The sequence below is a fragment of the Neorhizobium galegae genome (assembly GCF_017877055.1).
Lineage (GTDB): Bacteria > Pseudomonadota > Alphaproteobacteria > Rhizobiales > Rhizobiaceae > Neorhizobium > Neorhizobium galegae_D.
The window spans coordinates 984616-1011096 of the sequence record NZ_JAGIPG010000001.1 but is presented as its reverse complement, the minus strand read 5'-3'; the positions used below and the strand labels follow the sequence as shown (position 1 = coordinate 1011096).

Below are 26481 nucleotides of genomic sequence, written 5' to 3'. Positions count from 1 at the left end.
ACATCCGCAGACGCGAGCCGCCTCATTCGATATGCACCGCCAGCGTCCGCTTCAACGTCTTCAGCACGACGCTCGTCGTGAATTTGCGGACATTCGGGTTCATCTCCATCATCCGGTCCGCCAGCACATCGAAATGCTCGACGGACTGGACGAGGATCACCAGCGTGAAATCGCCCCTGCCGGACGTACCCCAGGCCTCCTGCACCTCCGGCGTATCCGCCACCCAGCGCAGGAAGGGCGGCATGAGCTCCGGCCGGTCGCGCTCCAGTTCCACCTCGACCAGCATGGAAACGGCCGTGCCGACCTTTTTCGGATCGACGATCGAAACGTCCCGCAGGATCACCTTGTCGTCGCGGAGCTTCTGCAGCCGCCGCTGCGCCGAGGACGGCGACAGGCCCACGCGCTCGGCAAGCTCGTTCAGGGTAATGGTCGCATCCTGCTGCATTAGCTTGATGATGTCGCGATCGGCCTTCGTCAGCGCCATGAGGGAATTTCCCGCCTTTAGAATAGATTCCGGGAAATATTCCTGATCATAAGCATAAATTCAGGAATCCTGCCGGCTTTTCATTGGCATCTTAACGCCATGACACAGAACCAGCCACACCCTTCCGCCGACGGTATTCTCGCTGCGTCGAAAAGCATCGACCCCGTCTTCACCAACAGCCCGCTGATCGAGCAGCAGACGGCCAATACGGCTCTCGGCCTTCGCCTGTTTGCCAAGGTGGAGACGCTCAATCCGATCCGCTCCTTCAAGGGACGCGGCACCGACTGGTGGATGCAGAACGAACCGGCCGGCGATCATCCCGTCGTTTCGGCCTCCGCCGGCAATTTCGGCCAGGGGCTCGCCTATGCCGGCAGGGCGCGGGGCCGCAAGGTGATGATCTTTTCCGCCACCACGGCCAATCCCGGCAAGATCGAAGCCATGCGCCGGCTCGGCGCCGAGGTGCGGCTGGAAGGCAGTGATTTCGACGCCGCCAAAGCCGCCGCGCGTGCCTTTGCGCAAGCGAGTGGCTGCCCCTTTGTCGAAGACGGGGCGCTTCGCACCATTGCCGAAGGCGCCGGCACGATCGCGCTGGAGATCACCGAGCGCCTCTCCCGGCAAGCCATAGAACTCGACGCCATCCTCGTGCCGCTTGGCAATGGCGCGCTTCTGACCGGGATCGGCGCCTGGATCCGTACCAAGGTCCCGAACTGCAGGGTCATCGGTGTGGTCGCCGCCAATGCGCCCGCCATGAAGCAATCCCATGAAACCGGCCGGCTCGTCTCCACGCAGACCGCAGCAACCGCAGCCGATGGCATCGCGGTTCGCGAGTGCGTTCCTTACGCGCTGGACTGCATGAGGACGACCGTCGACGACATCTGGGAAGCCAGCGAGGCGGCAATCCGCCAGGCGCGGGATTTCTGCCGCCTCCATTACGGCCTCGTCGTCGAGGAAGCCGGCGCCGCCGGCATTGCCGGTCTCCTGGAAAACGGCGCGCCCCTCAAAGGCCGAACCGTTGCCACCATCCTCTGCGGCGGCAATGTCCGCACGGATATCGCATGACATCTCGCCTGCACCGATCGCCTCTCCCCGTTTCCTCATGGAACAGCTAGGTTAGGCGACCGATTCAGCGTCAGGAGCCTGCCATGACCACCCGCCTCGAAACCCTCATCGACCAGGGCACCGGCCGCGAGCCTGCCGATATCGTGTTGAAGGGCGGAAAGTTCTTCGATCTCGTCACCGGCGAACTCGTCGCCTCCGACATTGCCATCTGCGGCGATCGTATCGTCGGCACCTGCGGCGACTATACGGGCAAGACCGAGATCGACATCTCCGGCAGGATCGTCGTCCCCGGTTTCATCGACACGCATCTGCACATCGAGAGCTCGCTGGTGACGCCGCATGAATTCGACCGCTGCGTCCTGCCCTACGGCGTCACCACCGCGATCTGCGATCCGCACGAGATCGCCAACGTGCTCGGCACCGAGGGCATCCAATTTTTCCTGGATTCCTCGCTGGAAACGATCATGGACATCCGCGTCCAGCTGTCTTCCTGCGTGCCTGCCACCCATCTGGAGACGGCAGGCGCCGATCTGCCGATCGAAAAGCTGCTGCCCTTCCGCGACCACCCGAAGGTCATCGGCCTTGCGGAATTCATGAACTTCCCGGGCGTCATTTATAAGGATCCAGTCTGCCTCGCCAAGCTCGACGCCTTCTACGGCGACCATATCGACGGCCACGCGCCGCTGCTGCGCGGCAATGATCTGAACGGCTATCTGTCCGCCGGCATCCGCACCGAGCACGAATGCACCACCGCCGAAGAGGCGCTCGAAAAGATCCGCAAGGGCATGCATATCCTGGTGCGCGAAGGCTCGGTCTCCAAGGACCTGCACGCGCTGATGCCGCTCCTCACCGAGCGGCTGTCACCCTATCTCGCCCTCTGCACCGACGACCGCAATCCGCTCGACATCGCCGAGCAGGGCCATCTCGACTACATGATCCGCACCGCGATCGCGAATGGCGTCGAGCCCCTCGCCGTCTACCGCGCCGCCTCGATTTCCGCCGCCCGCGCCTTCGCCCTGCGCGACCGCGGCCTCGTCGCCCCCGGCTGGCGGGCCGATCTCGTCGTCATCGACAGCCTCGAAAACTGCAAGGCCGAGATGGTCCTCTCCGCCGGCCGTAAGGTCACGGACGAACTCTTCGCCGGCCGCAAACCCGTCGCCCCGGTCGGCCTCGACAGCGTCAAGGCCCGCCCCGTCCAGGCGATGCATTTCGGCGTTCCGGTGACCGAAGGCGAAACGCCGGTCATCGGCGTGATGCCGGGAAAGATCATCACCGAACACCGCCGCTACCGCCTGCCATCGGCTGGCAACCAGACCGGCCTTGATCTTGCCCGCGACATCGTCAAGGTCGCGGTCATCGAGCGGCACGGCAAGAACGGCAACCATGCCAATGGTTTCGTTCAGGGTTTTGGATTGAAAAAGGGCGCGATCGCCTCGACTGTCGGGCACGACAGCCACAATATCTGCGTCGTCGGCGTCAGCGAGGACGACATGGCGATGGCCGCCAATCGCTTAGGCGAAATCCACGGCGGCTTCGTGGTGGTCGAGGATGGCAATGTCACCGGCGAAATCGCCTTGCCCATCGCGGGCCTGATGAGCCTCGAACCCTACGAAACCGTCCGCGATACCCTCCACCACCTGCGCCAGGCCGCCTACGCGCTCGGCACGACCCTCCAGGAACCCTTCCTGCAGGTCGCCTTCCTGCCGCTGCCGGTCATTCCGCACCTGAAGATTTCGGACAAGGGCATGGTGGATGTGGATAGGTTTGCGCTGATCGGGTGACTATTTCTGATAGCCTTTGGCCTTCATCCAACCCTCGGGAAGCTCGTCGCCTTCCATGGGTGGATTGTCGGGGACTTCGTCCAAGATCTGGAGGAGCCGGTCCCTGATGCGCCATTCGCTCGCCGTTTCAAGAATTCGGCACCGGTTTCGACAACTCCCACTTTCTGTGCGACAGCCGAAGCGAGGTGACGGCGATGAGCCCGCTGCAGTATCAAAAACAGCTGCGCCGGCAGGAAGCCCGGCGCCTCATCCTCGGCAATGCCATGGACGCCGCGACCGCCGCCCATCAGGTCGGATGCGACAGCCCCTCGCAGTTCAGCCGCGAATACCGCCGCCTGTTCCGCGCCCCGCCCATCCAGGACATCACCCGGCTCAGAAGCGAACCCGCCCGCTACGCCGAAGCCTGATCCGCGAGATCTTCTCTCCTTAAAAATTATTCAACCGATCGGTTGACAATAAAATGGCATAGGCGCATATTCAACCACATGGTTGAATTACAAACACATCCGATCGACACGGTTTTCCACGCCCTCAGCGACGGCACGCGCCGCCGCATGCTCCGTGAACTGGCGCAGGGCGAGCGCACGGTCAGCCAGCTGGCGGAGCCGCACGACATGTCCCTCGCGGCGGCCTCGAAACACATCAAGGTGCTGGAAGGCGCCGGGCTGATCCGCCGCGAGATCCACGGCCGCACCCATCTCTGCCGCCTCGAACCCGGCCCGCTCGCGACCGCCCACGAGTGGCTCACCTTCTATGAACGCTTCTGGACCAACAGGCTCGATATCCTGGAACGCCTTCTCAGGGAGGAGGACGCTCAAAAGAGCGCCCGGGACGAACTCCAGAAGAATCCGCTGAAATCCCCTGCCCCACAGAAATCTGAAACTGAACCTGAAACGGGAGAAGACCGATGAACGACATGACATCGTTGAACAAATACGGCGCTGTTGCCGAACCCTTCGCCTTCACCATCCAGCGCCGATTGCCCGGCCCGATCGAAAGGATCTGGGCCTACCTCACCGACAGCGACCTGCGCCGCCAGTGGCTCGCGTCGGGTGTCATACCGGAACAGGCGGGCACCTCCTTCGAACTCACCTGGCGCAACGACGAACTGTCCGACTCGTCAGAAGGCAAGCCGGAGGGCTTTCCCGCCGAACACAGCATTCAGAGCGAGGTGATCGCCTTCGAGCCTCCGCATCGCCTCGTCTTCTCCTGGCCGCCGCGCGGCGAGGTCAGCTTCGAGCTTCAGCCGGCCGGCAGCGAAATCCTGCTCACCGTCACCCACCGGCGGATCTCCGATCGCCGCAACATGGTCATGGTCGGCGCCGGCTGGCACATCCACCTCGACATCCTGGTCGCCCGGGCGACTGGCGCCAAACCAGAATCGTTCTGGCAAGGCTGGAGTCGCCTCAAGGAAGAATACGACCGTCGCATCCCGGCCTGAAGCACCGGCGCCGCCTTCGCCCCAAGATCCAGGCAAACCCCGGACCGGGGGCGGAGGTTTCAGCCGAACGCCTTCCGTCCGCGGTTGGACCACCCCATGGAGACAAGATATGAGCACCCCCTTTACGGGCGGATGCGCCTGCGGCGCACTTCGCTATGAAATCTCCGCCGAACCGGCGGTCATGGTCGACTGCCAGTGCCGCCAGTGCCAGCGCGAAAGCGGCACCGGCCACGCCTCCCATCTCACCTTCGCAAGCGCTGCCGTCAAGGTCGAGGGCAATGCGACCCATTGGGAGGCGACCGGCGACGGCGGGACCGTCAAAAGGCGGGCCTTCTGCCCCACCTGCGGTTCGCCCGTCTATATGACATTCCCCGCCCACCCGGATTACTTCGTCATCCGCGCCGGCAGCCTCGACGATCCGAGCCGGTACAAGCCGCAATTCGTGACCTGGCACGCCGCCGGCCAGGCCTGGGACCATCTCGATCCGGCCCTGCCGAAATTCGAGAATATGCCGCCGACGTAAAGGCATTCACACCCGGGCGCAGAACACGTCGAGGGCGTCGAGCTTCACCGCGCCCTTTTCGAGCCGCGACATGAAGCCCGGCAGGTTGACCGGCAGGCTTTCGCCGAACCGTTTCGGCAGGGTGAAACTCTGCGGCTCGCGGGTCAGGTTGAAGACGAACAGCAGTCTTTCGCCGCCCTTCTCGCGCACGAAGGCAAGCAGGTCTTGGTTGGTGTCGAGGAAGGTCATGTCGCCGTCGATGAGCGGCGGATGCGCCTTGCGGAAGGCGAGTGCCGCCCGGTAGTGATGCAGCACCGAATCCGGAAGCGCCTCCTGCACATCGACGGCGCGGGCTGCGTGTTCGCCCGGAACCGGCAGCCAGGTCTTCGAACCCGTGGTGAAGCCCGCATGCGGCTCCCCCGCTTCCCAGGCCATCGGCGTGCGGCATCCGTCGCGGCCCTTGAAGGCCGGCCAGAAGCGGATGCCATAGGGGTCGCGCAGGTCCTCGAAGGAAAGCTCCGCCTCGGTCAGCCCCAGCTCCTCGCCCTGATAGAGGCAGATCGAACCGCGCAGGACTGACAGCAGCGTAATCGACAGCTTTGCGACACGGTCCTGCTCCGCCGGGGACTCGGCGAAACGGCTCACGTGGCGGACGACATCGTGGTTGGAAAACGCCCAGCAGACCCAGCCGTTGCTGACCGTGTCCGCCACCGTCGTCATCACCTTGCGGATATAGGCCGCATCGAAGGCCGGGCCTAGGAAATCGAAGGTGTAGCACATGTGCAGCTTGTCATTGCCGGTCGTGTAGAGCGCCAGCGTGGAGAGCGAGCGCGGCCCGTCACCGACTTCGCCGACAGTCGCACGCCCCTCATAACTATCAAGCAGCGCCCTCAGCCGCTTCAGGAAGCCGATATTTTCCGGTTGCGTCTTGTCGTAGAGGTGGTTCTGCATGGAATAGGGATTGGTATCCGTCTCCATGCCCGCCCCATCCGTGTCGTAGACCATCGGCGGGTTGTTGCGCAGCTGCTTGTCGTGGAAATAGTAGTTGACCGTATCGAGCCGGAAACCGTGCACGCCGCGATCGAGCCAGAAGCGCACCGTGTCCAGCATGGCGTTCTGGACGTCGGGATTGTGGAAGTTGAGGTCCGGCTGGGCGATCAGGAAATTGTGCATGTAATATTGCTTGCGCACCCCGTCCCATTCCCAGCCCGGCCCGCCGAAGATCGACAGCCAGTTGGTCGGCGCCGTGCCGTCCGGCTTCGGGTCGGCCCAGACATACCAGTCGGCCTTCGGATTGGTGCGGCTGGAGCGGCTTTCGACGAACCACGGATGCCGGTCGGACGTGTGGGAAATCACCTGGTCGATGATCACCTTCAGCCCCAGCCGCTCGGCCTCCGCCATCATCTCGTCGAAATCGGCAAGCGCGCCGAACATCGGATCGACATTGCAGTAGTCGGAGACGTCGTAGCCCATGTCGGCCATCGGCGAGGTGAAGAAGGGCGAAAGCCAGATCGCATCGACGCCGAGCGAGGCGACATGCGGCAGGCGTGCGGTAATGCCCTTGATATCGCCGATCCCGTCGCCGGTCGTGTCCTGAAAGGAGCGTGGATAGATCTGGTAGATCACCGCGCCGCGCCACCAGTTTGCATCGACCGCCCTCGCTGCCTGTGTCGCCATCTTCCGACTCTCCTTTCTTAAATGTTCCAGCCCAACCTAGTGCCCCCCGTTCAAAAGACAACGCATAAGCAGGGCTCTGCGACGTTCCGAAACCACTCTCTTGCCACGGCTGAAACTTCGGCCTATGCGAGTTAAAAGATGCGGGAGGGATGCAATTGGGCGGACGGCTTCTTTCGATTGGCGAATGCATGGTGGAGCTGTCGCAGGCGGGCGAAGGCCTGCTGCGCAAGGGCTTTGCCGGAGATACGTTCAACACCGCCTGGTACGCGCGTGCCTGCCTGCCGGCCGAATGGTCGGTGGATTATTTCACCGCGGTCGGCGACGATCCGCTGTCCACTGAAATGCTGTCGATGATGAGGGATGCCGGCATCGGCACGAGCTTCATCCGCCGTATCGAGGGCAAGACGCCCGGCCTCTACCTGATCACGCTGAAGAACGGCGAACGCACCTTCAGCTACTGGCGCGACACTGCCGCCGCCAGGAAGCTCGCCGACGATGCCGACCATCTGCGCGCCGCGATCGAGGCTGCCGATATCCTCTATTTCTCCGGCATCACGCTGGGCATCCTGGCGCCCGAAGCGGTCGAGACGCTCCTGTCGGAACTGCGCCGCGCCAAGGCTTCCGGCAAGACGGTCGCCTTCGACCCGAACATCCGCCCCCGCCTCTGGCCGAACAGAGATTACATGCTGAAGACGATCGAGGCCGGCGCCCGGGCGGCCTCCCTCGTCCTGCCAAGCTTCGACGACGAGACCACCCATTTCGGCGATGCGACGGTCGCAGACACCATCGCCCGCTACCACGCGCTCGGCGTCGAGAACGTCGTGGTCAAGAACGGCGCGGAGGGCGCGACGCTGAGCTTCGCCGGCACCTCCGCCGTCCACGTCCCTTCCGTCAGGACAGACCAGGTCGTCGACACCACCAGCGCCGGCGACAGCTTCAACGGCGCCTTCCTGTCGCGCCTCGTCCGCGGCACCTCGCCGGCACAGGCCGCCGCCTACGGCGCCTCGGTCGCCTCGGTCGTCATCGGCCACCACGGCGCCCTGATCAGCCCGGCGCTGCTGCCGGGGTAAAACGCCACCGGACGTATCCGGACACGCCGGTCAAGGACGCCGAAATCGGCGCCCGTTGTCTGCTTGTTTTTGGGCGGCGCGTCATACATCAATTTTCAGTCATTATCTGAAAGAGTTAGGGCGGCTTACGATTGCTCCCAACGAGGAAATGAAATGCGTATCGCTCTTGCCGTCCTGACCGTCCTGTCCCTATCCCTATCCCTATCCCAGGCTGCACACTCAGCCCCCATCGATGCCCTGACCAAGGCCGAAGAAAGAACTTATGAGGCATGGGGAAAGCTCGGCCTGACGGAGCGTCTGGTGACCTTCGTCACTGCGCCCTCCACCGGCTACGGCATCTATCAGGAAAAGCAGTCCAGCATTTTCAAGCAGGGTGAAAAGGTCATCACCTATGTCGAGCCGATCGGCTACGGATGGAAAGAACTTCCCCACGACATGTACGAACTCAACTTCGTATCGGACCTGAAGATCAAGGCGGCGAACGGCGACGTCATGCTCGACAAGAAGGCCTTCTCCACCAATGTTCTGCAGAGCCACAACGCCAACATGGAATTCTCCATGGATTTCACCCTGACGCTGACCGGCGCGCCGGCTGGCAAATACACCTTGACCTATACGATCCACGACATGAGCGGTGACCAGACCTCGACATTCGATCAGGACTTCACCATCGCCGCCGATTAACCGCCCCCGGCGCCGGCTGCCCTCGCTCGGAGGTCAGCCGGCAACCCGGAACGACACCGGAAACCCGCGCATCACCGAATTGGCGACGGTGCAGACGCTTCTGGCCCGCTCGATCAGCGCCCTGGTGTCGGCACCATCGCCCGAGGTGCAGATGACGTCGAGCTCCGCACCGACGGCGATCAGCGGCGTGCCCTCGAGCTTAAGGGTGACGCTGACCGCGATATCCTCGATGTCGATATTCATCTCGTGCGCCGCGTATCTCAGATCGTTGCAGAAACACCCGCCGATCGCCAGCGCCAGCAACTGTCCGCCGTTGAACCCGAGATTGCGACCGCCAGCCTTCCCCTCCGGCCGGTCGACGACGATCGTATGGCTCCCGGCCCAGCCCAGAGCCGCCTCGGTTCCTGCCACATTGCGAAGCTCGACGGTCGACGAAATCATGGGCAATCCTCCTTGGCCGATCGATGATCCCACCGATCCGACATCCGTTCAACTGAACCCGACACGCCCCTTTCATCAGCCTGTAACAAACTTTTCCGATAGAAGGCCGAAAACGCTCCGTTGCACGCGAGTCGTGGATGGATCGGCAACCGGGTTCGGCCTTCCATGACAAGAATAACCATCGTGACGGATGCCTGGTACCCTCAGGTGAACGGCGTCGTCCGTTCGATCGAAAATACCAATCGGGAACTCGCCCAGCTGGGCGTCGACGTGACGATGGTGACGCCGCAGGATTTCACCAGCGTTCCCTGCCCCACCTATCCTGAAATCCGCCTTTCGGTCGCCACCTACTGGCAGATCGCCAGCGCCATCCAGGCGTCGATGCCGACCGCCGTGCATATCGCCACCGAAGGCCCGCTCGGTCTGCTCGCGCGCCGCTGGTGCCTCAAGAACAACATTCCCTTCTCGACCAGCTACCACACCCGATTTCCGGAATACGTGGCGGCGCGTTTCCCCATCCCGGTTCGCTGGCTGCATGGCTTCGTGCGCTGGTTCCACAATGCCGGCAACGGCTGCATGGTGGCGACCGCCAGCCTTGAGCGTGAGCTTTCGAAGCTCGGCCTCAAGAACCTCTTGCGCTGGAGCCGCGGCATCGACCAGACCATGTTCCACCCGATGGATCTCGACGAGCGGCCCTTCGACCTGCCGCGCCCGATCTTCATGACCGTCGGCCGCGTCGCGGTGGAAAAGAACCTGCCGGCCTTCCTCGATCTCGACCTGCCCGGTTCCAAGGTCGTCGTCGGCGACGGCCCGGCCCGATCAGACCTGCAGAAGCGCTACCCCAACGTGCTCTTTACCGGCATGAAAACCGGCGAGGACCTCGCCCGCGCCTATGCTCAGGCCGACGTCTTCGTCTTCCCGTCGAGGACCGACACGTTCGGCAACACGATCCTGGAAGCGCTGGCAAGCGGCGTGCCCGTCGCCGCCTACCCGGTCACCGGCCCGATCGACATCATCGAGGAAGGTTCCGGCGCCGGGGCGCTCAACGAGGATCTTCGCGAAGCCTGCCTTGCCGCACTCCACTGCTCGCGCGAAAACGCCCGGACGCTTGCCCGCAAGTTCACCTGGGAGGCGGCGTCGAAGCAGTTCCTGAACAACGTGCTGATCGCGCAAGGGCGCCCGAAACTGCCGGCGCCCCGCAGCGGAATTCGGCCTTCGGCGGTGTAACGCAATCCCTATCCGCTCTCGCCTCGCAAGGCGCGCTTTCCCTGCATACGACGATATTCGCCCGTGAGGAAAAGAGAAGGTGCGGCAGTCCCCCAATGATCTCCCCCCTTGAGGGGGAGATGTCACGAAAGTGACAGAGGGGGGCAGCGAGGGTGCGGCAAATACAATCGTTGAAGAATATGCGGAGAGGTCACCCCCTCTGCCCTGCCGGGCATCTCCCCCTCAAGGGGGGAGATCGGCCAGAGGCACCGCCCCGTTCCCACACAGGCGGATGTAACCTCTACCGCTTCTTCTTGCGTCCCTCGAACGGGTTCTCACCCGCCTTGAAATGCATGCGGATCGGCACGCCCGGAATATCGAAATCGGCGCGCAAACCGTTGATCAGGTAGCGGACATAGCTTTCCGGCAGCGCGTCGGGCCTGGTGCAAGAGACCATGAAGGCCGGCGGGCGCGCTTTCACCTGGGTCATGTACTTGAGCTTCAGGCGGCGGCCGGAGACGGCCGGTGGCGGATGCTGGGTCTGCACGCCGTCGAGCCAGCGGTTGAGCCTGGCGGTCGAGATGCGCTTGTTCCACACCTTGTCGGTGTCGATGATGTTCTGCATCAGCTTGTCGAGCCCGTAGCCCGTCTGGCCTGAAATCGGCACGGCGCGCAGGCCTCGCGCCTGCGGCAGCAGCCGCTCGGTCTTTTCGCGCAGGTCGGCCAGCACCGCCTGCGTATCCTCGACGAGATCCCACTTGTTGAAGGCGAGCACCGCGGCGCGGCCTTCGCGCAGCACCAGGTCGACGAGCTGCAGGTCCTGCTTTTCGAAGGGAATGGTGGCATCGAAGACGATGACGACAGTTTCGGCAAACCGGATCGACCTGAGCGAATCCGCCACCGACAGCTTTTCGAGCTTTTCCTGGACGCGTGCCTTCTTGCGCATGCCGGCGGTGTCGAACATCTTGATGGTGCGGCCGCGCCACTCCCACTCGACGGAAATGCTGTCACGGGTGATGCCGGCTTCCGGGCCGGTCAACAGCCGGTCCTCGCCGAGGAAGCGGTTGATCAGGGTCGACTTGCCGGCATTCGGGCGGCCGATGATGGCGACGCGCAGCGGCTTGGTCTCGTCATATTCCGGCTCGGCCTCGCCCTCGTCCTCGTCCGCAAAATCGGAATCCCGGACGTCGATATTGGTCTCCGCCTCATCATCGTGTTCCGGAAACGCCCGCTCCTCGCCAAGCGCTTCGACGATCGCGTCGCGCAGGTCGATCATGCCCTGGCCGTGTTCGGCCGAGATCGGCACCGGTTCGCCCAAGCCCAACGTATAGGCATCGTAGAAACCGGCGTCGGAACCGCGCGCTTCCGACTTGTTGGCGACCAGCACGACCGGCTTGCCGCTGCGGCGCAGCAACTCGCCAAAGGTTTTGTCGAGCGGAGTCAGGCCAAACTTGGCATCGACCACGAACAGCGTCAGGTCGGCATCGTCGACCGCGGCCTCGGTCTGGGCGCGCATGCGGCCTTCGAGCGTTTCGGGGCCTGCCTCTTCGAGACCGGCGGTATCGATGATCGTGAATTTCAGGTCGATGAGCTTCGCGTCGCCCGGACGGCGGTCGCGGGTGACGCCCGGCGTGTCGTCGACAAGCGCCAGCTTCTTTCCAACCAGGCGATTGAAAAGCGTGGACTTGCCGACATTCGGGCGTCCGACGATGGCGACGGTGAAGCTCATTCTGTATCCTTAAAGCCCTGGGCGAAAACCGTCAGGGCGCCTTGCCTGAAGAGGCGATGTTGTCGAGCATGATCTGCGCGCGGTTGGCGACGTTGCGCGGCGCAGAGGCATCATTGGCGATCTGCTGGAACCATTCCTTGGCCTGCGCGAAGTTGCCGGCCTTGTAAGCGGCAAGACCAAGCGCCTCGCGGGCGGAATTGGCAAGCGGATTGGCGGGCACCGCCATCGGCTGCACTTCGGCGGCCACCTGTTCATAGGTGCCGTTGTCGATCAGCAGCCAGGCGGCGCGCATCCGGGCGAGGTCGCGCATCGCCTGCGGCGCTGCGTTGTCCTTGCCGACTGCCGAGAAGGTGGCGATCGCCCCGGCCACATCGCCCTTGGTCTGCTGCACCGAACCGGCACGCAGCTTGGCGAGCACGGGATAGGCGCCGGTGCCGGTCTTCTCGAGCGCGTCGAAGGCGGCCAGCGCCTCGTCGTTCTTGTTTTCCGAGGCAAGCTTCAGCGCCGCCAGGAACCGATCGCCGGACTGCGAGGAATTATGCGTGTCCCAGTATTCGTAACCGCGATAGGCGGCCGTACCGACGACGATCAGCACGGCGACCGCGATCACGACCCTGCCGTAACGCTGCCATGCACCCCTGAACTGATCTGAGCGAAGTTCCTCGTTCACTTCGCGAATAAAACTGTCGTCGTCCTGCGCCATCAAAGTCTCCGGCCCAACCGGCCCATCATGCGGAAAAGCGCCTTCTAGCCTATTTTCCCGGAGATGTAAGGCCCCCCTTAACTCCTGTCGCGCAAAAGTGGGCACCGGTTTTGCAAAGACGGCAAGCGTGAATCGAAAAACACCCGCCCGGGAGCGCCCGTTGGCGGCCTTTCGGCAGGAATCCGCACTTAAACCAAACCGCTCAAAGCTTTGCCTTATTCAGCAGCCACAAAGCCGGCTGCCCTTTGCCATGATTCAGGTACCCGATGCGTCCGCTTGCCCTTCCCCTCGCCCTCTGTCTTCTCGCCGCCCCAGTCGCGGCAGATGCCGCCGACAAGTCGAAACAGCTGGTGATGGTCTCCTTCGACGGCGCCGGTGCCAACAATCTGTGGCAGCGCAGCCGCGATCTCGCCAGGCGCTCCAATGCCCATTTCACCTATTTCCTCTCCTGCACGCTTGTGATCGAGCGCGCCAATGCCAGAAGCTATCAGGGGCCGAACGAGAAGCCGGGCAAATCGAATATCGGCTTTGCCCAAACGGCAGCTGAGGCCCGCGAAAGGCTCGGCCACGTCTGGCAGGCGCATCTCGAAGGTCACGATATTTCCAGCCACACCTGCGGCCATTTCGACGGCAAGGACTGGACGGCAGCCGATTGGACCGCCGAGTTCGACACCTTCCACGATGTGCTGACCAATGCGTGGAAGGCGGCCGGCGCCGGATCGGAGGAACCAGCCGGCTGGAAGGATTTCGTCGCGACCGGGATCGGAGGCTTCCGCGCTCCCTATTTTTCCACCAGTCCCGGCCTGGTCGAAGCCGAACGCAAAGCCGGCATCCGCTATGACGCCAGCCTCGTCACCAAGGGGCCGGCCATGCCTGAGGAAAAGGGCGGCCTCATCCGCTTCGGCCTGCCGCTCATTCCCGAAGGCCCGTCCAATCGGCCGATCATCGCCATGGACTACAACCTCTTCATCCGCCATTCCGGCGGCATCGACAATCCGAGCAGCTCCGCCGAATTCGAGGAACGCGCCTATTCCGCCTTCAGGGCCGCCTTCGACAAGGAGTATGACGGCGACCGCATCCCCCTCCAGATCGGCCTGCATTTCGTCGAAATGAACGGCGGCGCCTATTGGCGGGCGATGGAACGGCTGGTGACGGAGGTCTGTGTGAAAGACGACGTTGCCTGCGTGAGTTATTCGGAGGCGATCAGGCTGATCCGCGAGCGGGAGAAACCGCAAATGGCGTCGGGGCTTTAGGGTTGAGGCGGGCCTGAGAATTTAGGCTTTGCCGGGGACGATTTTCCGCGCCCGTGAAAAACACATCCAACCCAACCAAGTCTTTAGCCGCATTCATTTCCCCATCCATCCCCGCCTTCCGAACCCGCCCCATAATCACCCCGTCATCGGATGGGAAACCGGGTTCGCGAACCGGCGTCCTCCTCAGGGTTTTCGGACCCCGGTTTCCGGTGATGGTTGTCGAACGTAGTGGAACGGGAACTGACAACTCCCGGAAACTGCAGGAAACGGTCGGGGCAGGCGGAAAGCCTGAATACCCAATATCCCGAAATACCCCGCCTGCCCCATTCCCGAACAAGAACCGCGCCGGACAATACGTCCGGCGTGGCCAACACTGCTTGCCTTCGAACGGCGATCAATACGGCCGGTCAGCCGCAATCTCGCCGGCCTCGGCTTCACGCTCCAGGTAATGCTGGTCGATGGCCGGCAGCGGCTGATCGTCGATGGCCGCTTCGAAGGCCTTGAGGCGCTTGTGGATGGAGAGCAGTTCGATGATCGTCGACCAGTAGTTCACGAGATACTGGAACGAATTGCTGACCTCGCCGAAGGCGGTGGCGATCTGCTGCCAGGCTCCCATGGTGATGCGACCGGCCACGATGGTCGGAATGAGGATGAAGTTCAGGAAGATCGCATCGATTTGGCCATAGGTGTAACGTGCGATGTTGAAGTAGCAGTAATGCCAGTACATGCGGAAATAGTTACGCCGCACATTGACGAAAAGCTCGCGCACGGTGACGGGCTGGGCGCGGTCCGCATGGTCCTCGCCGTAGACCAGCTCCTTGCGGTACGCCGCCTCGACGCGCTGGTTGCGGAACTGCAGGCCCGGCAGCTTGATGCCTGCCACTGCCAGAAGCACGGTGCCGAACAGCGACCAGATGATTGCCAGCCAGAAGAGCGCATGCGGAACGGCGCCGATCACCGGCAGGTCGCCGACCTGTTCAGACATACGGAAGAGCAGCGGCAGGAAGACGACCAGCGTCATGACCGAGTTGATGAGCGTTACGCCGAGCCCTTCCAGGATATTGGCAAAGCGCATCGTGTCTTCCTGCACACGCTGCGAGGCACCTTCGATGTGGCGCAGCTTCGGCCACATGGACATGTAGTAGTCGTTCATGGCGGTGCGCCAGCGAAAGACGTAATGGTTGGTGAAGAATGCCGTTATGACGTTGAGAACCACGCCGACCATGCCGATTTCGAGGAAGTTGAGCTGCAGCGCATAGAGCTGCCCCGCCGTCACGCCCCCCTGCTTGGACAAAGCCTGCTGGAAGAGGTCGAAAAATGGTCCGCGCCAGTTGTTGATTGCAACCGACACCTGCACTGCGAAATAGGCGATGAAGACGATGAACGCCGAACCCCAGATCGACCAGTTCGTCCAGGGATGATCCCTAGCTATGATCTTCCATATCCCCCCGAAGATCAGCACGAAGATCGTAAAGTATAGATAAAACCAAAGATTGTCCGGCGTGAAGAAATAGGCAAGCCCAACCGGCGGCGTTTCGCCCGGAGCAAGCGGCGGAAGCCCGACGGCGGCTCCGAGCTGAGGACCGACAGTGTACCAGACGATGATGCAGAGGAGCATCCAGATCGCGGCCGACGTGAAAAACAGCTGCGGACGGGGAAAGAAGGATTGGAACACGGAGCTTGGGCTTTCCTGAGTTCGAGTCGACGGGATGTCGGAACGACTATTGAACCGGAAACTAAGGCAGTTCCAAGAAGGCGGCAATGGCCGCGCTCCTTGGTTACGTAATTGTAACCGTGGGATTATTCGCAGGCGCTGCGCGCAACCGGCAGCGCGAGCAGAACGCAGACGACGAGCGCCACCGCCGCGATCAGCGTCGGGGCGGCAAAACTGCCGCCGCTTGCTTCGGCGATCCAGCCGGCCACGAGCGGGCCGATGATCTGGCCGGTGCCGAAGGCGGCGGTAGCGGAGGCGAGCGCCCGGCGCGGGCTCTCCGGCGAGAGTCTTCGGCCGATCTGCAATCCATAGGCGGTGATCACCATGAAGGTGACGCCAAGCAACAGACCGCCGACAAGCGCTCCCGCCGTCGGCGGCAGCATGACCGACCCCAGCACGCCGACCATCTGCAGGGCAAGCGCCGCCGTATAGGCCTTGGCAAGCCCGAAGCGGTTGACCGCCGGCCGCCAGAGGATGAGCGAGACGGCAGCGGCCGAGCCGGTCAGGAACCAGGCGAGGAATTCGACGATCGGGCCGGCATTCCCCATCCGCGCGATGGTGACGAGGAAGGTCGCCGTGATCACGTAGCCGAAGCCGAACAGGCCGTAGGAGGCGGTGAGCAGCACCAGCGGCCGGCGCCACACAAGCGGCGGCTCGACCACCGAGCCGGTGCCGATCGCCTGTTTCGGCAGGATCCACGCAACGGCTGCGAGCACGAGGAGCACGATTGCCGCACCGGCGAGCCAGTTCACCCGCCAGCCGTGCGCGCCGTCGCCGGCCATCGCGTTGACGGCGAAGACCAGTGCGGAGGAAAGCGCGATGCCGAGCCCGACGCCGCCGAAATGCAGGACGTTCACGTTGTCGCGGCCGACCGCATAGGGCAGCACGATCGACGAGGTGAAGATCATCGCCAGCGCGCTCGCAAGGCCGGCGAGAAAGCGGATGATGGTGAAGGCGAAGACCGAATCCGTCGCGGCCATGGCAGCGAGCAGGATCGCAGTCGCCAGAAGCCCGCCGAGTGCCACCTTGCGCTCGCGCCCGGCCGCCCAGCCATAGGCCGACAGGATGGCACCGGCGAGATAGCCGGCGAAATTGCCGGCCGCGATATAACCGGCATCGGCCGCCGAAAGCGGAATGCCGGTCATCATCCCGGGCAGGATCGGCGTGTAGAAGAAACGCCCGAAACCCATCGCCGCCGCCATGGCGATGGAGCCGGCGAAACCGATCAGCAAGGGGCGGTGCGAGTAGTTGGTATTGATCTGCAGCATGGCACGGTTATCGCAGCCGCAACCGGCTGCGGCAAATGAGGAATTTTCATCGCTGCGATGCACCGGAATGATCGATCGTATACACGCGATCGTGCATATGCCGCGACGAATTGGTGCAGCGCACTACCGAAATCGTCTTGCTGCTGACATGAAAGCGAGCCAATCTCTGAGGCATCGCCATCGGGGCGCGGAGGCATGCGCATGGAACATGACCTGACCCTATCCGAAGTACTCGTCGATCCGTTGATCACCCAGCTTCGCCAGGCCGACGCCGTCGGTTACGCCGCTTTTGCACAATTGCTGCAGAGCGCGGCTCGCGTCCATACACGCCAGATGCTTGGAAACCTTCAGACCGAGCGCACAGATGCCTTCTATCGTCGGGTCGATGCCGTGTCCGGCGGCAACAAGCACAACTAACCGATCTGCCGTAACGGCAGCATTTTTCCGTAGCGGCAGAAGTCTTCGCTCAATCCGCAAGCGTCAGGATCAGCGGCCCGTTGCGGGTCGCGACGATCGTGTGCTCGTATTGCACGGTGGGTGCCTTGGGGTCGCTGTAAAGCGTCCACGGATCGCCGTTGCCGCCGTCCTCGGCCCAGTTGGCGCCGAGTGACAGGAACGGCTCGACGGTGAAGACCAGTCCGTCTTCCATCGAGCGCGTCTCGTGGCGGTCCGGCCAGGTCGGGATTTCCTTCGGCTCGTCATGCAGTGTCAGCCCGATGCCGTGGCTCGAAAGATTGGTGATCAGCGTATAGCGGTTCTTCTTGGCGAAGGTTCCGATCGCATTGCCGATGCCGGAAAGCGGCTTGCCGGCCTTCACCTGCTGCAGCCCGGTCCACAGCGCCCGGCGGCCGTCGCGGCAAAGCTTTTCGATTTCGCGCTTCACCGGCGGCACGGCGTAGGACGCGCCGGTATCGCCGAAGAAACCGTTCTTGACCGCAGAAACGTCGATGTTGACGAGGTCGCCCGCCTGGATCACCCGGTCGCCCGGAATGCCGTGCGCGACTTCCTCGTTGACGCTGATGCAGGTGGCGCCGGGAAACTGGTAGCAGGTCTCCGGCGCCGATTGAGCGCCGTTTTCCTCAAGGAACTTGCGGCCGATCGCGTCAAGCTCGCGGGTGGTGATGCCTGGCTCCAGCGCCTTTGCCATCATCTCCATCGCCTGCGCGCAAAGCCTGCCGATATCCTTCAGCTTGGCCAGTTCGTCGTCGGTGGAGATAACCATGGTCTGCTTTACGTCCTAACTTGATCAGGCGGCCGGTTTCGCGCCATCGGCCGTGCCCGTCAATTCTTTTCTGACAATCGGAGCGACTTTCGTGCCGTAGAGCTCGATGCCGCGCATCACCTGGTCATGCGGCATCGGGCCGATCGCCATCTGCAGCAGAAACCGGTCCATGCCGAATACCCCGTGAGCGGCGATGATCTTTTCGGCCACCAGTTCCGGCTCGCCGAGGAAGAGATTGCCGAGCGTCGAGCGCGCCTCGTCGAAATGCGCCCGGTTGGTCGGGCCCCAGCCACGCTCGCGGCCGATGCGGTTCATCACCTCCGCCTGCGGGCCGTAGAATTGGTCGGCGGCGGCCTGCGTCGTATCGGCGATAAAGCCGTGCACGTTGATGCTGGTCTTCAGCTTGGCCGGATCCTGGCCGGCGCGGCGGGCCGCCTCGCGGTAGAGGTTGAAGAACGGCGCGAAACGCGGATATTCGCCGCCGATGATGGCGACCGCGAGCGGCAGGCCCATGGCCCCTGCCCGCGCCACCGATTGCGGCGTGCCGCCAACGGCGATCCAGATCGGCAGTTCCTTCTGCAGCGGGCGCGGATAGACACCGCGGCCGTTGATCGGCGCGCGCTTCTGGCCCTGCCAGGTGACGATCTCCTCGTCGCGGATGGCGAGCAGCAGGTCCAGCTTTTCGGTGAACAGCTCGTCGTAGTCGCCGAGGTCGTAGCCGAACAGCGGATAGGACTCGATGAACGAACCGCGGCCCGCCATGATCTCCGCTCTACCGTTCGAAATCAGATCGACGGTCGAAAACTGCTGGAAAACCCGCACCGGATCGTCGGACGACAAAACCGAGACGGCGCTGGTCAGCCGGATGTTTTTGGTGATCGCGGCAGCCGCTGCAAGCACGGTGGAGGGCGACGAAACCACATAGTCGGGGCGGTGGTGTTCGCCGAGCCCGAACACGTCGAGCCCCACCTGATCGGCAAGCGCGATCTCCTCCAGCAGATCCTTGATCCGCCTTGCGCCTTCCGCGCCCTTGTCCAGCGCTGCGGCATCGACATCGCCAAAAGTATGAAGCCCGAGTTCCATCTTGCAAAATCCATTCGTTGATGCCCGTCAGATAGTTATCGGGCACGTTTGGCGCAAATGCTATTCTTTCGAAGAGAACGTTCGATGGAATGGATAGGTGGGGCGACAGGCATCGCCTGCCCCCTGATTTGGCAACCGTCACGGGACTACGAGATTTTGGGCACAAATCTAGGTTTAGATTATAAGAAAATGGTAATGCATCCGGAATAATCTTCCCGGCCAACAGGAACATTAATTTAGGCAAATCAAATGGATGACAGCAACGGAAATCGGCCGGACCTGGACGTGCCGAACCTGCAATCATCGAATGACATCCTTATTGTCGAGGATTCCGCCGCCCTTTCGGCTCTGCTACGGCAGCGGCTCGAGCGGGAGACTGCCGGCAGGACCTTTTGCTGCGCGAGCCTGGCTCAAGCCCGCATGCTGCTGGCGGAGCAGAAGTTCACCCTGGCCCTGACCGGCCTCAACCTGCCTGACGCGCCCAACGGCGAGATCCTTGCCCTGCTTGCCGAATACGCGGTTCCGACAATCGTCTTCACGGCGACCTCCGAGACGGAGAGCACCATCCGCTATACCGAGCGGAAGATCATCGACTATATCGTCAAAAGCGACAACAGGACGGTCGATACGGTCGTCAGGACCGTGAACCGCATCCTGACCAACAGCGCCTTTTCCGTTCTCGTCGTCGATGACGCGAAATGGGCCCGCTCCGGTCTGGTCGAGCTCATGCAGCGGCAGAACTTCCGTGTCCTCGAAGCGCTTTCCGGCCAGGAGGCGCTGGACATGCTCGCCGACAACCCATCGATCGAACTGGTCATCACCGACTACAACATGCCCGACATGAACGGACACGAGCTGACGAGGCGTATTCGCGCAACCCGGCCGTCGGACGAACTGCGCATCGTCGGCGTTTCGTCCTCGTCCGACCGCGGCCTTTCCGCAAGCTTCCTGAAGGCCGGCGCGTCGGATTTCATCTACCGTCCCTTCGTTCCGGAAGAGCTGCAATGCCGCATCGACAACAATGTCGAGACGCTGACCCAGCTGAAGCGGCTGCGTTACCTGGCGGAGCGAGACCATTTGACGGGGCTGGCAAATCGCCGCTTCTTCTTCGAGAAGAACCCGCCCCTTCAACCCGCACCGGCAAACGACGCGGTTGCGATCCTCGACATCGACCATTTCAAGTCGGTCAACGACACCTACGGCCATGAAGCCGGCGACCAGGTGCTGAAGCGGCTTGCCGGTGTCCTGAAGGAGATGACCGCCGACAGCCGGTATCTCACCGCCCGCCTCGGCGGTGAGGAGTTCGCGATCTACATGAAGGAAACCAACGCCTTCCAGGCCCATTCGTTCTGCGAACAGATACGCGCCAGCATCCAGGCCACGAACATTCCGCTGCATGAGAAGAACATTTCGGTGACGATCTCGATCGGCGTCATGGAAATGGAGGAGCGCGAGACTTTCGAAAACCAACTCAACGCCGCCGACCAGCTTCTCTACATGGCCAAAAAGAACGGCCGTAACCGTGTCTATTCGAGCCTGACGATACCGGAAGCGCTGATCCCTCAGCCGCAAGAATCCCGTACCTCAGTGACCCGGTCAGTGACCCGGCGCCCCGGCACTCGGTGACTTGCCAAACGGAATTCGAACCCATTTTCAAAGACTTCCGGGAGCCTTTTGAATCGATCCCGAAAGCGCCTCAAGACGAATGTCAGGCCGCCCGAGCTTGGCCCGGGCGGCAGGGGATCTTGCTTCAGAAGGTTTTGGCGACTTCTTCCAGCTGGTCGGCAACGATGCCCCAGCCGACCGTGAAGCCCATCTGTTCGTGGGCCTGCTTGTCTTCCTCGGACCAGTGATAGGCCGTCGCCGTGTATTTCGTGCGGCCGTTGCCGAGGTCTTCGAATTCGACGACCGCGGTCATGAACGGCTTTTCCGACGGCACCCAGGCGCTGGTATAGGCATCAGTGAAGACCAGCTTCTTGTTCGGCACGACTTCCAGATAGATTCCGTAATTGGGGATCTGCTCGCCGTTCGGCCCTTCCATCAGGATGAAGCTCGAGCCGCCGGCACGAACGTCCACCCTGGCTTCGGTCACCTTCCACGGCTGCGGGCAGAACCATTCGCCCATCCGTTCCGGTGTGGTCCAGGCCTTGTAGAGCTTGTCGGCCGGAACGTCCATTTCGCGAACGATCTGCAATGCGTATTTGGCGGTATTGGCGGTCATTGGCGGTCTCCCTCGATTTTCAAAAAGCATCTCATCCGATGTTGAACTTAGGACGCGCGGCTAGCACGATAACCGACAAGCATCATGGAAATTTTTCGGGATATGCGGCAAATAATCTGAAGCCGGAGGCAGGCGTCGGGAGAGGATCGGTGAGCGAGTTCAGGTTTGAGGCTGACGTCATCCACTGGCGCGGCCCGTCGCCATACTTCTTCGCACCGCTCCCCCTGGACCATGCCGAGGAGATCAGGCGGTTGTCCAAGCTTTTGAGTTACGGTTGGGGCGTGATCGCCGTCGATGCGACGATCGGCGGTGTCCCGTTCTACACCTCGCTGTTTCCGAAGGACGACACCTATCTGCTGCCCCTCAAGGACGCGGTGCGGAAAAAGACCGGAATTACGGCGGGCGATACGATTGCCGTGGAGATGACGCTTCGCCCGCCGCGGCGGTAGCAGGGGCATTGTATCTGCGGTTGCCCTTTACCCTAACCCTCTCCCCACTCGCCGCCGGTGATCGAGGCAAGCCGGGATGGGGGGCAGCCCAATATACGATTACCGCCTCTACACCGCCGGCGGCGTCACCGCGCCGAGCTTGTCGATCTGCTGGCGGATATGGGCGCATTCGGCGGGCGAGTTGGCGAGCGCGATCGCCCGGTCGAAGGCTTCGCGGGCCCCGTTTCTGTGGCCGGCCTGCATCATCAGCCCGCCCTTGACCCCGTGAAAATAGAAATAGCCGTCGAGCTTTTCGGCAAGCGGTGCGATCATCTCAAGCGCCGCCTCCGGTCCTTCGAGTTTCGAGACTGCGACGGCCTTGTTGAGCGTCACCACCGGCGACGGCTGGATGCGTTCCAGAAGGCTATAGAGCATTGTGATCTCCTGCCAGTCCGTATCCTTCGGCGTCGGTGCACGGGCATGCAGCGCCGAGATCGCCGCCTGGACCTGGTAGGGACCGGGCTTGCGGTGGCGGATCGCCTTGTCGAGCAGCGCTAAGGCCTCGTTGATCAGCTTGCTGTCCCAGCGGCTGCGGTCCTGGTCCTCGAGCAGCACGATCTGGCCGTCCTTGTCGATACGCGTTCCGGCACGCGAATGCTGCAGCAGCATCAGCGCCAGGAGGCCCATGATCTCCGGCTCGGCCGGGAAGATGCGCAGGAGGAGCCGGGCAAGCCGGATCGCCTCGTCGCAGAATGCCGCGCTGTCCTTGTTGGTAATCCCGGCGGAATAGCCCTCGTTGAAGACCAGATAGATCATCGCTGACACGATGCCGAGCCGCTCAGCCCGTTCCGCCGGCCCCGGCGTCTCGAACGGCACGCCGGCCTTGGCGACGCGCGCCTTGGCACGGGTGATGCGCTGCTCCATCGCGCTGTCGCCGACGAGGAAGGCCCGGGCGATCTGCGCCACGCTGAGGCCCGAGACGATCCGGAGCGCCAGCGCGATCTGCTGGGTCGCCGGCAGGTCCGGATGGCAGCAGATGAACATCAGCCTGAGAATGTCGTCGCGGTAATGGGAATTGTCGAGCCGGTCGGCCATGTCGCCCTCGGCATCGGACAGATCGGAGAAGGCCTCCTCCTCCGGCAATGGATCGTTCCTGGAACGCTTGCGGACCACGTCGATGCCGCTGTTGCGGCCGACGAAGATCAGCCATGCTGCCGGGTCGCGCGGCGGCCCCTTTTCCGGCCAGGTCCGGATCGCGCGCAGGCACGCTTCCTGAAAGGCCTCTTCCGCGGTATCGAGATCGCGGAAATAACGAAGGAGCGCACCGAGCGCCTGCGGCCGGGCCGCCGTCAGCGCAAGCTCGATCCAGGCAATATCTGTCATGTCTTGGCCTCGCTATGTTTGATCTCGCTGGGATGGAAGACGAGGAAGGGCCGGATTTCATAGGAGCTGGAGCCCGGATTGACCGCCGAAAGCTCCTTCGAGAAGGCGACCGCCTCTTCCAGCGTCTCGGCCTCGAGCGTGTAGAAACCGAGCAGCACTTCCTTGGTTTCCGCAAACGGCCCGTCGAGCACCAGCGGTTCGTCCTTGCCCTTGCGCACGGTGGTGGCGGCAGTCGTCGGCATCAGCCGTCCGACCGGACCGAGCTTGCCGGCCTGGGCGTAGGGCGTCTGCACCGCGATGAGCTTTGCCATGACGGCTTCCTCTTCCTCCTTGGACCAGGCGAAGACGGTTTCCTCATGGGCGTAGCAAAGGATGGCGTAAAGCATGCGTAGCTCCTTCTCCTAATGAAGACGAAGGATTAGCGCGGGTGCCGACAGGGCGCAGCAAGTTTTTGATGGATCAGGCCCGACCGGTCGGACTGGTGCCGAATGTCTCGCGGAAACGGCGGGAGAAATGCGACCGCGAGGCGTAACCGGCCGCCTCCGCCGCGGCGATGCTGGAGGCTCCCGAGGCAATGGCACTGTGAGCCGCCTTCAGGCGCTCGCGGCGCAGGATGGCGCGAAAGGACGTGCCTTCCGCCGTGAGATGACGGCGCAGCGTCGAGGCGCCGATACCGAGCTCTCCCGCCATGTCGGACACGCTCCAGGGCTCGGAGGGTGCGGTGGCGATCAGCCATGCGACCTCTTCGGAAAGGCTCTGGCGAAACAGCGCCCGCGCCTCCGGCAGGGATCTGAGCAGCGCCAGGACCTCGGTCAGCTTCAGGCGCTTGATCGTCTCGCTGACTGCCCCGTCGGTAACCGCCGCCGCCGCATGGCAGAGCGCTTCCACGAGATCTTCGCCGAGCGGCACGCCGAACGAACCCGCCTCGCCGCCTTCCAGTCGTTCCGTTGCCGAAAGCGGAGCAATCCCCTCCGGCAGCGACGGAACGTCGAGGCGCAGCGCGACGTAGAACCCGGTCGTCTCGTCGGGAATGTTGACGACATCCATCGGTACCTTGCCCGGCAGGACGAAGACAGAGCCTGGCGGGAAGGCATGCGTCCGGTCGCCGAGCCAGATTTCCTTCTGGCCGTAGAGCACGATGCCGATCATCGGATCTTCGAGCTCCAGCGCCTTCACCTTCTCCCGGTCGAAACAGCAATAGATGAGCAGCTGCTCCGCATAGGCGTTCATGCCTGGCTTCAGCCGCCCCGCCACCATCGGGCGCAGGCGGTCGAGCAGGCGGCGGGAAAGATCGGGCAGGTGCTGGGTGACGATCAGGTTCATGGCCGCACTATAGCGGAGGATGTCAGTCGAAAAATACCCAAAGCGAGCGTTTCGGGCTCAACCCGGCAAAAATCCGGCCCTGGCGGAGCACGGAAAGCAGGCAGAAGGCAGTGGCTTCAACGCAGGAGACTTTTGATGAAGACCTCAGCCACTCTTTCCACCCTTGGCGCTTCCATTCTGGCCGCAGGCTTCGGCCTCCTCGCCCTGTCCGGCTCCGCCCAAGCGGCAGCCGATCTCGAACTGTGGCGGCTCGATTGCGGCTCGGTCGTGGTCAAGGACCTGTCGAGCTTTTCCGATACGTTCGCCTATAAAGGCGAAAGCCGTACCCTGACCGACAGCTGCTACGTGATCCGCCACGGCGCCGATTACCTTCTCTGGGATACCGGCCTGCCGGCGGCATTGATCGGCAAGGCGCCGGACCTCTCACAGCCGCTGGCACCGTCGCTGAGCGTCGACATCCCGACGCAGCTCGCAAAGATCGGCATCAAGCCGGACCAGATCGGCATCGTCGGCATCAGCCACAACCACTTCGACCATATCGGCCAGGCGGCAACGTTCGCGAAGGCAACGCTGATGATCGGTGCCGGCGACTGGGAAAGCCTGCACGAAAATCCTCTGCCCTTCGGAGTCATGCCGGCGCTCGTTCAGCCCTGGATGGACGGCAAGGCGAAGATCGACCCGGTCTCGGGTGATCGCGACGTGTTCGGCGACGGTTCGGTGATGATGCTGGCCATGCCCGGACACACCAAGGGCGAGACCGCGCTGCTCGTCAAATTGCCGCAGAGCGGACCGGTGCTGCTCTCCGGCGACGTGGTGCATTTCGAGGAGCAGATCGGAAACAACGGCGTGCCGCCCTTCAACATCGACCGGGCCGAAAGCCTCGCCTCGATGGAGCGCATGAACGGGATCGCCAAGCAACTGAACGCAAAGTTGATCATCCAGCACGACGCCGACGACATCAAAAAACTGCCCGCCTTCCCGGCCAGCGCTCGCTGACTTCGATGAGATCGCCACTGGCGCATCGCGCGCCGGTGGCTATATTCTGCGGGAACAAAATCTCCACCTCCCAAGGAATCCCCTATGGCCGATCTGTCCGCCTTCCCGATCACGTCCAAATGGCCCGCCGAAAACCCGGACGTTCTGCAGCTCTATTCGACGCCGACGCCGAACGGCGTGAAAGTGTCGATCATGCTCGAAGAGATCGGCCTGCCCTACGAGCCGCATTTCATCAATATCGGCGCCGACGAGACCTGGGGGCCGGAATATCTGGAGCTCAACCCGAACGGCAAGATCCCGGCGATCCTCGATCCGCATGGCCCTGGCGACAAGCCGCTGGCGCTGTTCGAGTCGGGCGCGATCCTGATCTATCTCGCCGAAAAGACCGGCAAGCTGCTGTCGTCCGATCCGGCCACGCGCTACGAGACGATCCAGTGGGTGATGTTCCAGATGGCGGGCGTCGGGCCGATGTTCGGCCAGCTCGGCTTCTTCCACAAATTCGCCGGCAAGGACATCGAGGACAAGCGCCCGCGCGACCGCTACGCCAAGGAATCGCACCGCATCATCCGCGTCATCGAAACCCGGCTCGAAGGCCGCGACTGGATCATGGGCGAATATTCGATCGCCGACATCGCCATGATCGGCTGGGTGCGCAACCTGGTCGGCTTTTACGGCGCCGGCGAACTGGTCGAATACGACCAGTTGAAGCGCGTGCCGGAATGGCTGGAACGGGCGCTGGCACGACCTGCGGTCCAGCGCGGCCTGGATATCCCCAAGCGTCCGGCCTGATCAAATTCCGCAGCGGCCCTAAAT

General features: G+C 62.9%; 27 protein-coding genes and 1 pseudogene. 15 read left to right on the top strand and 13 right to left on the bottom strand.

Translation table 11 applies throughout. The features are described from left to right. Positions 1–22: 22 nt before the first annotated feature. Positions 23–484 (bottom strand): Lrp/AsnC family transcriptional regulator, encoded by a 462-nt coding sequence (locus tag J2857_RS04665; RefSeq protein ID WP_210008850.1) that lies wholly within the window; start codon positions 482–484, stop codon positions 23–25. Positions 485–583: 99 nt separating this feature from the next. On the opposite strand from J2857_RS04665, the gene J2857_RS04660 reads away from it, so the two are divergent. From J2857_RS04660 to J2857_RS04635, 6 genes and pseudogenes are all read left to right on the top strand, one after another. Continuing rightward, positions 584–1543: a threonine ammonia-lyase gene (locus J2857_RS04660; RefSeq protein WP_210008849.1), complete on the top strand. Its 960-nt coding sequence runs from the start codon at positions 584–586 to the stop codon at positions 1541–1543. 83 nt (positions 1544–1626) lie between these two features. Next, positions 1627–3324, top strand: a complete 1698-nt coding sequence (gene ade / locus J2857_RS04655; RefSeq protein WP_210008848.1) for an adenine deaminase — start codon at positions 1627–1629, stop codon at positions 3322–3324. A gap of 185 nt (positions 3325–3509) precedes the next feature. After that, positions 3510–3731: pseudogene (locus tag J2857_RS04650) on the top strand (helix-turn-helix domain-containing protein); the annotation flags it as partial. 78 nt (positions 3732–3809) lie between these two features. Next, positions 3810–4235, top strand: a complete 426-nt coding sequence (locus J2857_RS04645; protein WP_210008847.1) for an ArsR/SmtB family transcription factor — start codon at positions 3810–3812, stop codon at positions 4233–4235. After that, positions 4232–4765 carry an SRPBCC family protein gene (locus tag J2857_RS04640; RefSeq protein WP_210008846.1) on the top strand — a complete coding sequence of 178 codons (534 nt, stop codon included), beginning with the start codon at positions 4232–4234 and terminating at the stop codon, positions 4763–4765. The genes J2857_RS04645 and J2857_RS04640 overlap by 4 nt, the downstream gene beginning before the upstream one ends. A 109-nt stretch (positions 4766–4874) precedes the next feature. Continuing rightward, entirely contained in the window at positions 4875–5288 is a 414-nt protein-coding gene (locus tag J2857_RS04635; RefSeq protein WP_210008845.1) for a GFA family protein, read from the top strand. Between the two features lie 6 nt (positions 5289–5294). On the opposite strand, the gene J2857_RS04630 is transcribed toward J2857_RS04635, so the two are convergent. Continuing rightward, positions 5295–6944 (bottom strand): alpha-glucosidase family protein, encoded by a 1650-nt coding sequence (locus J2857_RS04630; protein ID WP_210008844.1) that lies wholly within the window; start codon positions 6942–6944, stop codon positions 5295–5297. Positions 6945–7099: 155 nt separating this feature from the next. On the opposite strand from J2857_RS04630, the gene J2857_RS04625 reads away from it, so the two are divergent. Together J2857_RS04625 and J2857_RS04620 are read left to right on the top strand one after the other, a co-directional pair. Next, positions 7100–8014, top strand: coding sequence for a sugar kinase (locus tag J2857_RS04625; RefSeq protein WP_210008843.1), 915 nt, complete (start codon positions 7100–7102; stop codon positions 8012–8014). A gap of 153 nt (positions 8015–8167) precedes the next feature. Further along, positions 8168–8698 (top strand): hypothetical protein, encoded by a 531-nt coding sequence (locus tag J2857_RS04620; protein WP_210008842.1) that lies wholly within the window; start codon positions 8168–8170, stop codon positions 8696–8698. Between the two features lie 33 nt (positions 8699–8731). Here the strand turns inward: J2857_RS04620 and J2857_RS04615 are convergent, their stop codons facing one another. Continuing rightward, complete coding sequence (locus J2857_RS04615; RefSeq protein ID WP_210008841.1) at positions 8732–9139, bottom strand: OsmC family protein; 408 nt, start codon at positions 9137–9139, stop codon at positions 8732–8734. A gap of 165 nt (positions 9140–9304) precedes the next feature. On the opposite strand from J2857_RS04615, the gene J2857_RS04610 reads away from it, so the two are divergent. Further along, positions 9305–10366 carry a glycosyltransferase family 4 protein gene (locus J2857_RS04610; RefSeq protein ID WP_210008840.1) on the top strand — a complete coding sequence of 354 codons (1062 nt, stop codon included), beginning with the start codon at positions 9305–9307 and terminating at the stop codon, positions 10364–10366. A gap of 280 nt (positions 10367–10646) precedes the next feature. On the opposite strand, the gene der is transcribed toward J2857_RS04610, so the two are convergent. Further along, positions 10647–12074, bottom strand: coding sequence for a ribosome biogenesis GTPase Der (der, locus tag J2857_RS04605; RefSeq protein ID WP_210008839.1), 1428 nt, complete (start codon positions 12072–12074; stop codon positions 10647–10649). A 31-nt stretch (positions 12075–12105) separates the two neighbouring features. Further along, on the bottom strand, positions 12106–12777 hold the full coding sequence (locus J2857_RS04600) for a tetratricopeptide repeat protein (protein ID WP_210008838.1): 672 nt from the start codon (positions 12775–12777) through the stop codon (positions 12106–12108). Between the two features lie 266 nt (positions 12778–13043). Here J2857_RS04600 and J2857_RS04595 point away from each other — a divergent pair, with 266 nt between their 5' ends. Beyond that, positions 13044–14030 carry a polysaccharide deacetylase gene (locus J2857_RS04595; RefSeq protein ID WP_210008837.1) on the top strand — a complete coding sequence of 329 codons (987 nt, stop codon included), beginning with the start codon at positions 13044–13046 and terminating at the stop codon, positions 14028–14030. A 394-nt stretch (positions 14031–14424) separates the two neighbouring features. On the opposite strand, the gene sbmA is transcribed toward J2857_RS04595, so the two are convergent. Together sbmA and J2857_RS04585 are read right to left on the bottom strand one after the other, a co-directional pair. Then, the gene (gene sbmA / locus J2857_RS04590; protein WP_210008836.1) at positions 14425–15705 is read right to left on the bottom strand and encodes a peptide antibiotic transporter SbmA; all 1281 of its coding nucleotides are present in this window, start codon (positions 15703–15705) and stop codon (positions 14425–14427) included. A 125-nt stretch (positions 15706–15830) separates the two neighbouring features. Next, entirely contained in the window at positions 15831–17012 is a 1182-nt protein-coding gene (locus J2857_RS04585) for a YbfB/YjiJ family MFS transporter (protein WP_210008835.1), read from the bottom strand. Positions 17013–17213: 201 nt separating this feature from the next. Between J2857_RS04585 and J2857_RS04580 the strand changes: the two genes are divergently transcribed. After that, positions 17214–17429 carry a hypothetical protein gene (locus J2857_RS04580; RefSeq protein WP_210008834.1) on the top strand — a complete coding sequence of 72 codons (216 nt, stop codon included), beginning with the start codon at positions 17214–17216 and terminating at the stop codon, positions 17427–17429. A 49-nt stretch (positions 17430–17478) separates the two neighbouring features. Here the strand turns inward: J2857_RS04580 and map are convergent, their stop codons facing one another. Further along, positions 17479–18234 carry a type I methionyl aminopeptidase gene (map, locus tag J2857_RS04575; RefSeq protein WP_210008833.1) on the bottom strand — a complete coding sequence of 252 codons (756 nt, stop codon included), beginning with the start codon at positions 18232–18234 and terminating at the stop codon, positions 17479–17481. Between the two features lie 24 nt (positions 18235–18258). Beyond that, positions 18259–19317 (bottom strand): LLM class flavin-dependent oxidoreductase, encoded by a 1059-nt coding sequence (locus J2857_RS04570; protein WP_210008832.1) that lies wholly within the window; start codon positions 19315–19317, stop codon positions 18259–18261. A gap of 249 nt (positions 19318–19566) precedes the next feature. On the opposite strand from J2857_RS04570, the gene J2857_RS04565 reads away from it, so the two are divergent. Then, positions 19567–20943: a GGDEF domain-containing response regulator gene (locus J2857_RS04565; protein ID WP_210008831.1), complete on the top strand. Its 1377-nt coding sequence runs from the start codon at positions 19567–19569 to the stop codon at positions 20941–20943. A gap of 124 nt (positions 20944–21067) precedes the next feature. Here the strand turns inward: J2857_RS04565 and J2857_RS04560 are convergent, their stop codons facing one another. Next, a complete protein-coding gene (locus J2857_RS04560; protein ID WP_210008830.1) occupies positions 21068–21538 on the bottom strand; it encodes an SRPBCC family protein in 471 nt (156 codons plus the stop codon). A 149-nt stretch (positions 21539–21687) separates the two neighbouring features. Here J2857_RS04560 and J2857_RS04555 point away from each other — a divergent pair, with 149 nt between their 5' ends. Beyond that, positions 21688–21987: a DUF1905 domain-containing protein gene (locus J2857_RS04555; protein WP_348635656.1), complete on the top strand. Its 300-nt coding sequence runs from the start codon at positions 21688–21690 to the stop codon at positions 21985–21987. Positions 21988–22095: 108 nt separating this feature from the next. Here the strand turns inward: J2857_RS04555 and J2857_RS04550 are convergent, their stop codons facing one another. From J2857_RS04550 to J2857_RS04540, 3 genes are all read right to left on the bottom strand, one after another. Then, complete coding sequence (locus J2857_RS04550) at positions 22096–23349, bottom strand: RNA polymerase sigma factor (RefSeq protein WP_210008829.1); 1254 nt, start codon at positions 23347–23349, stop codon at positions 22096–22098. Next, entirely contained in the window at positions 23346–23735 is a 390-nt protein-coding gene (locus tag J2857_RS04545) for a YciI family protein (RefSeq protein ID WP_210008828.1), read from the bottom strand. Before J2857_RS04545 ends, J2857_RS04550 begins: the two co-directional genes overlap by 4 nt. A 73-nt stretch (positions 23736–23808) precedes the next feature. Next, positions 23809–24672, bottom strand: coding sequence for a helix-turn-helix domain-containing protein (locus tag J2857_RS04540; RefSeq protein WP_210008827.1), 864 nt, complete (start codon positions 24670–24672; stop codon positions 23809–23811). Between the two features lie 135 nt (positions 24673–24807). Here J2857_RS04540 and J2857_RS04535 point away from each other — a divergent pair, with 135 nt between their 5' ends. Together J2857_RS04535 and J2857_RS04530 are read left to right on the top strand one after the other, a co-directional pair. Then, a complete protein-coding gene (locus J2857_RS04535) occupies positions 24808–25668 on the top strand; it encodes an N-acyl homoserine lactonase family protein (RefSeq protein WP_210008826.1) in 861 nt (286 codons plus the stop codon). 84 nt (positions 25669–25752) lie between these two features. After that, positions 25753–26457, top strand: coding sequence for a glutathione S-transferase N-terminal domain-containing protein (locus tag J2857_RS04530; RefSeq protein ID WP_210008825.1), 705 nt, complete (start codon positions 25753–25755; stop codon positions 26455–26457). The last annotated feature ends 24 nt before the right edge of the window (positions 26458–26481 follow it).

What these genes read in the sequence shown, in the direction of transcription:
- map (WP_210008833.1), bottom strand. Translation starts at nt 18,234, where the DNA reads ATGGTTATCTCCACCGACGACGAACTGGCCAAGCTGAAGGATATCGGC.
- J2857_RS04665 (WP_210008850.1), bottom strand. Translation starts at nt 484, where the DNA reads ATGGCGCTGACGAAGGCCGATCGCGACATCATCAAGCTAATGCAGCAG.
- J2857_RS04565 (WP_210008831.1), top strand. Translation starts at nt 19,567, where the DNA reads ATGGATGACAGCAACGGAAATCGGCCGGACCTGGACGTGCCGAACCTG.
- J2857_RS04535 (WP_210008826.1), top strand. Translation starts at nt 24,808, where the DNA reads ATGAAGACCTCAGCCACTCTTTCCACCCTTGGCGCTTCCATTCTGGCC.
- J2857_RS04570 (WP_210008832.1), bottom strand. Translation starts at nt 19,317, where the DNA reads ATGGAACTCGGGCTTCATACTTTTGGCGATGTCGATGCCGCAGCGCTG.
- J2857_RS04550 (WP_210008829.1), bottom strand. Translation starts at nt 23,349, where the DNA reads ATGACAGATATTGCCTGGATCGAGCTTGCGCTGACGGCGGCCCGGCCG.
- J2857_RS04640 (WP_210008846.1), top strand. Translation starts at nt 4,232, where the DNA reads ATGAACGACATGACATCGTTGAACAAATACGGCGCTGTTGCCGAACCC.
- J2857_RS04585 (WP_210008835.1), bottom strand. Translation starts at nt 17,012, where the DNA reads ATGCTGCAGATCAATACCAACTACTCGCACCGCCCCTTGCTGATCGGT.
- J2857_RS04580 (WP_210008834.1), top strand. Translation starts at nt 17,214, where the DNA reads ATGGAACATGACCTGACCCTATCCGAAGTACTCGTCGATCCGTTGATC.
- J2857_RS04620 (WP_210008842.1), top strand. Translation starts at nt 8,168, where the DNA reads ATGCGTATCGCTCTTGCCGTCCTGACCGTCCTGTCCCTATCCCTATCC.
- J2857_RS04610 (WP_210008840.1), top strand. Translation starts at nt 9,305, where the DNA reads ATGACAAGAATAACCATCGTGACGGATGCCTGGTACCCTCAGGTGAAC.
- J2857_RS04560 (WP_210008830.1), bottom strand. Translation starts at nt 21,538, where the DNA reads ATGACCGCCAATACCGCCAAATACGCATTGCAGATCGTTCGCGAAATG.
- J2857_RS04660 (WP_210008849.1), top strand. Translation starts at nt 584, where the DNA reads ATGACACAGAACCAGCCACACCCTTCCGCCGACGGTATTCTCGCTGCG.
- der (WP_210008839.1), bottom strand. Translation starts at nt 12,074, where the DNA reads ATGAGCTTCACCGTCGCCATCGTCGGACGCCCGAATGTCGGCAAGTCC.
- J2857_RS04595 (WP_210008837.1), top strand. Translation starts at nt 13,044, where the DNA reads ATGCGTCCGCTTGCCCTTCCCCTCGCCCTCTGTCTTCTCGCCGCCCCA.
- ade (WP_210008848.1), top strand. Translation starts at nt 1,627, where the DNA reads ATGACCACCCGCCTCGAAACCCTCATCGACCAGGGCACCGGCCGCGAG.
- J2857_RS04530 (WP_210008825.1), top strand. Translation starts at nt 25,753, where the DNA reads ATGGCCGATCTGTCCGCCTTCCCGATCACGTCCAAATGGCCCGCCGAA.
- J2857_RS04600 (WP_210008838.1), bottom strand. Translation starts at nt 12,777, where the DNA reads ATGGCGCAGGACGACGACAGTTTTATTCGCGAAGTGAACGAGGAACTT.
- J2857_RS04645 (WP_210008847.1), top strand. Translation starts at nt 3,810, where the DNA reads ATGGTTGAATTACAAACACATCCGATCGACACGGTTTTCCACGCCCTC.
- J2857_RS04635 (WP_210008845.1), top strand. Translation starts at nt 4,875, where the DNA reads ATGAGCACCCCCTTTACGGGCGGATGCGCCTGCGGCGCACTTCGCTAT.
- J2857_RS04630 (WP_210008844.1), bottom strand. Translation starts at nt 6,944, where the DNA reads ATGGCGACACAGGCAGCGAGGGCGGTCGATGCAAACTGGTGGCGCGGC.
- J2857_RS04615 (WP_210008841.1), bottom strand. Translation starts at nt 9,139, where the DNA reads ATGATTTCGTCGACCGTCGAGCTTCGCAATGTGGCAGGAACCGAGGCG.
- J2857_RS04545 (WP_210008828.1), bottom strand. Translation starts at nt 23,735, where the DNA reads ATGCTTTACGCCATCCTTTGCTACGCCCATGAGGAAACCGTCTTCGCC.
- J2857_RS04540 (WP_210008827.1), bottom strand. Translation starts at nt 24,672, where the DNA reads ATGAACCTGATCGTCACCCAGCACCTGCCCGATCTTTCCCGCCGCCTG.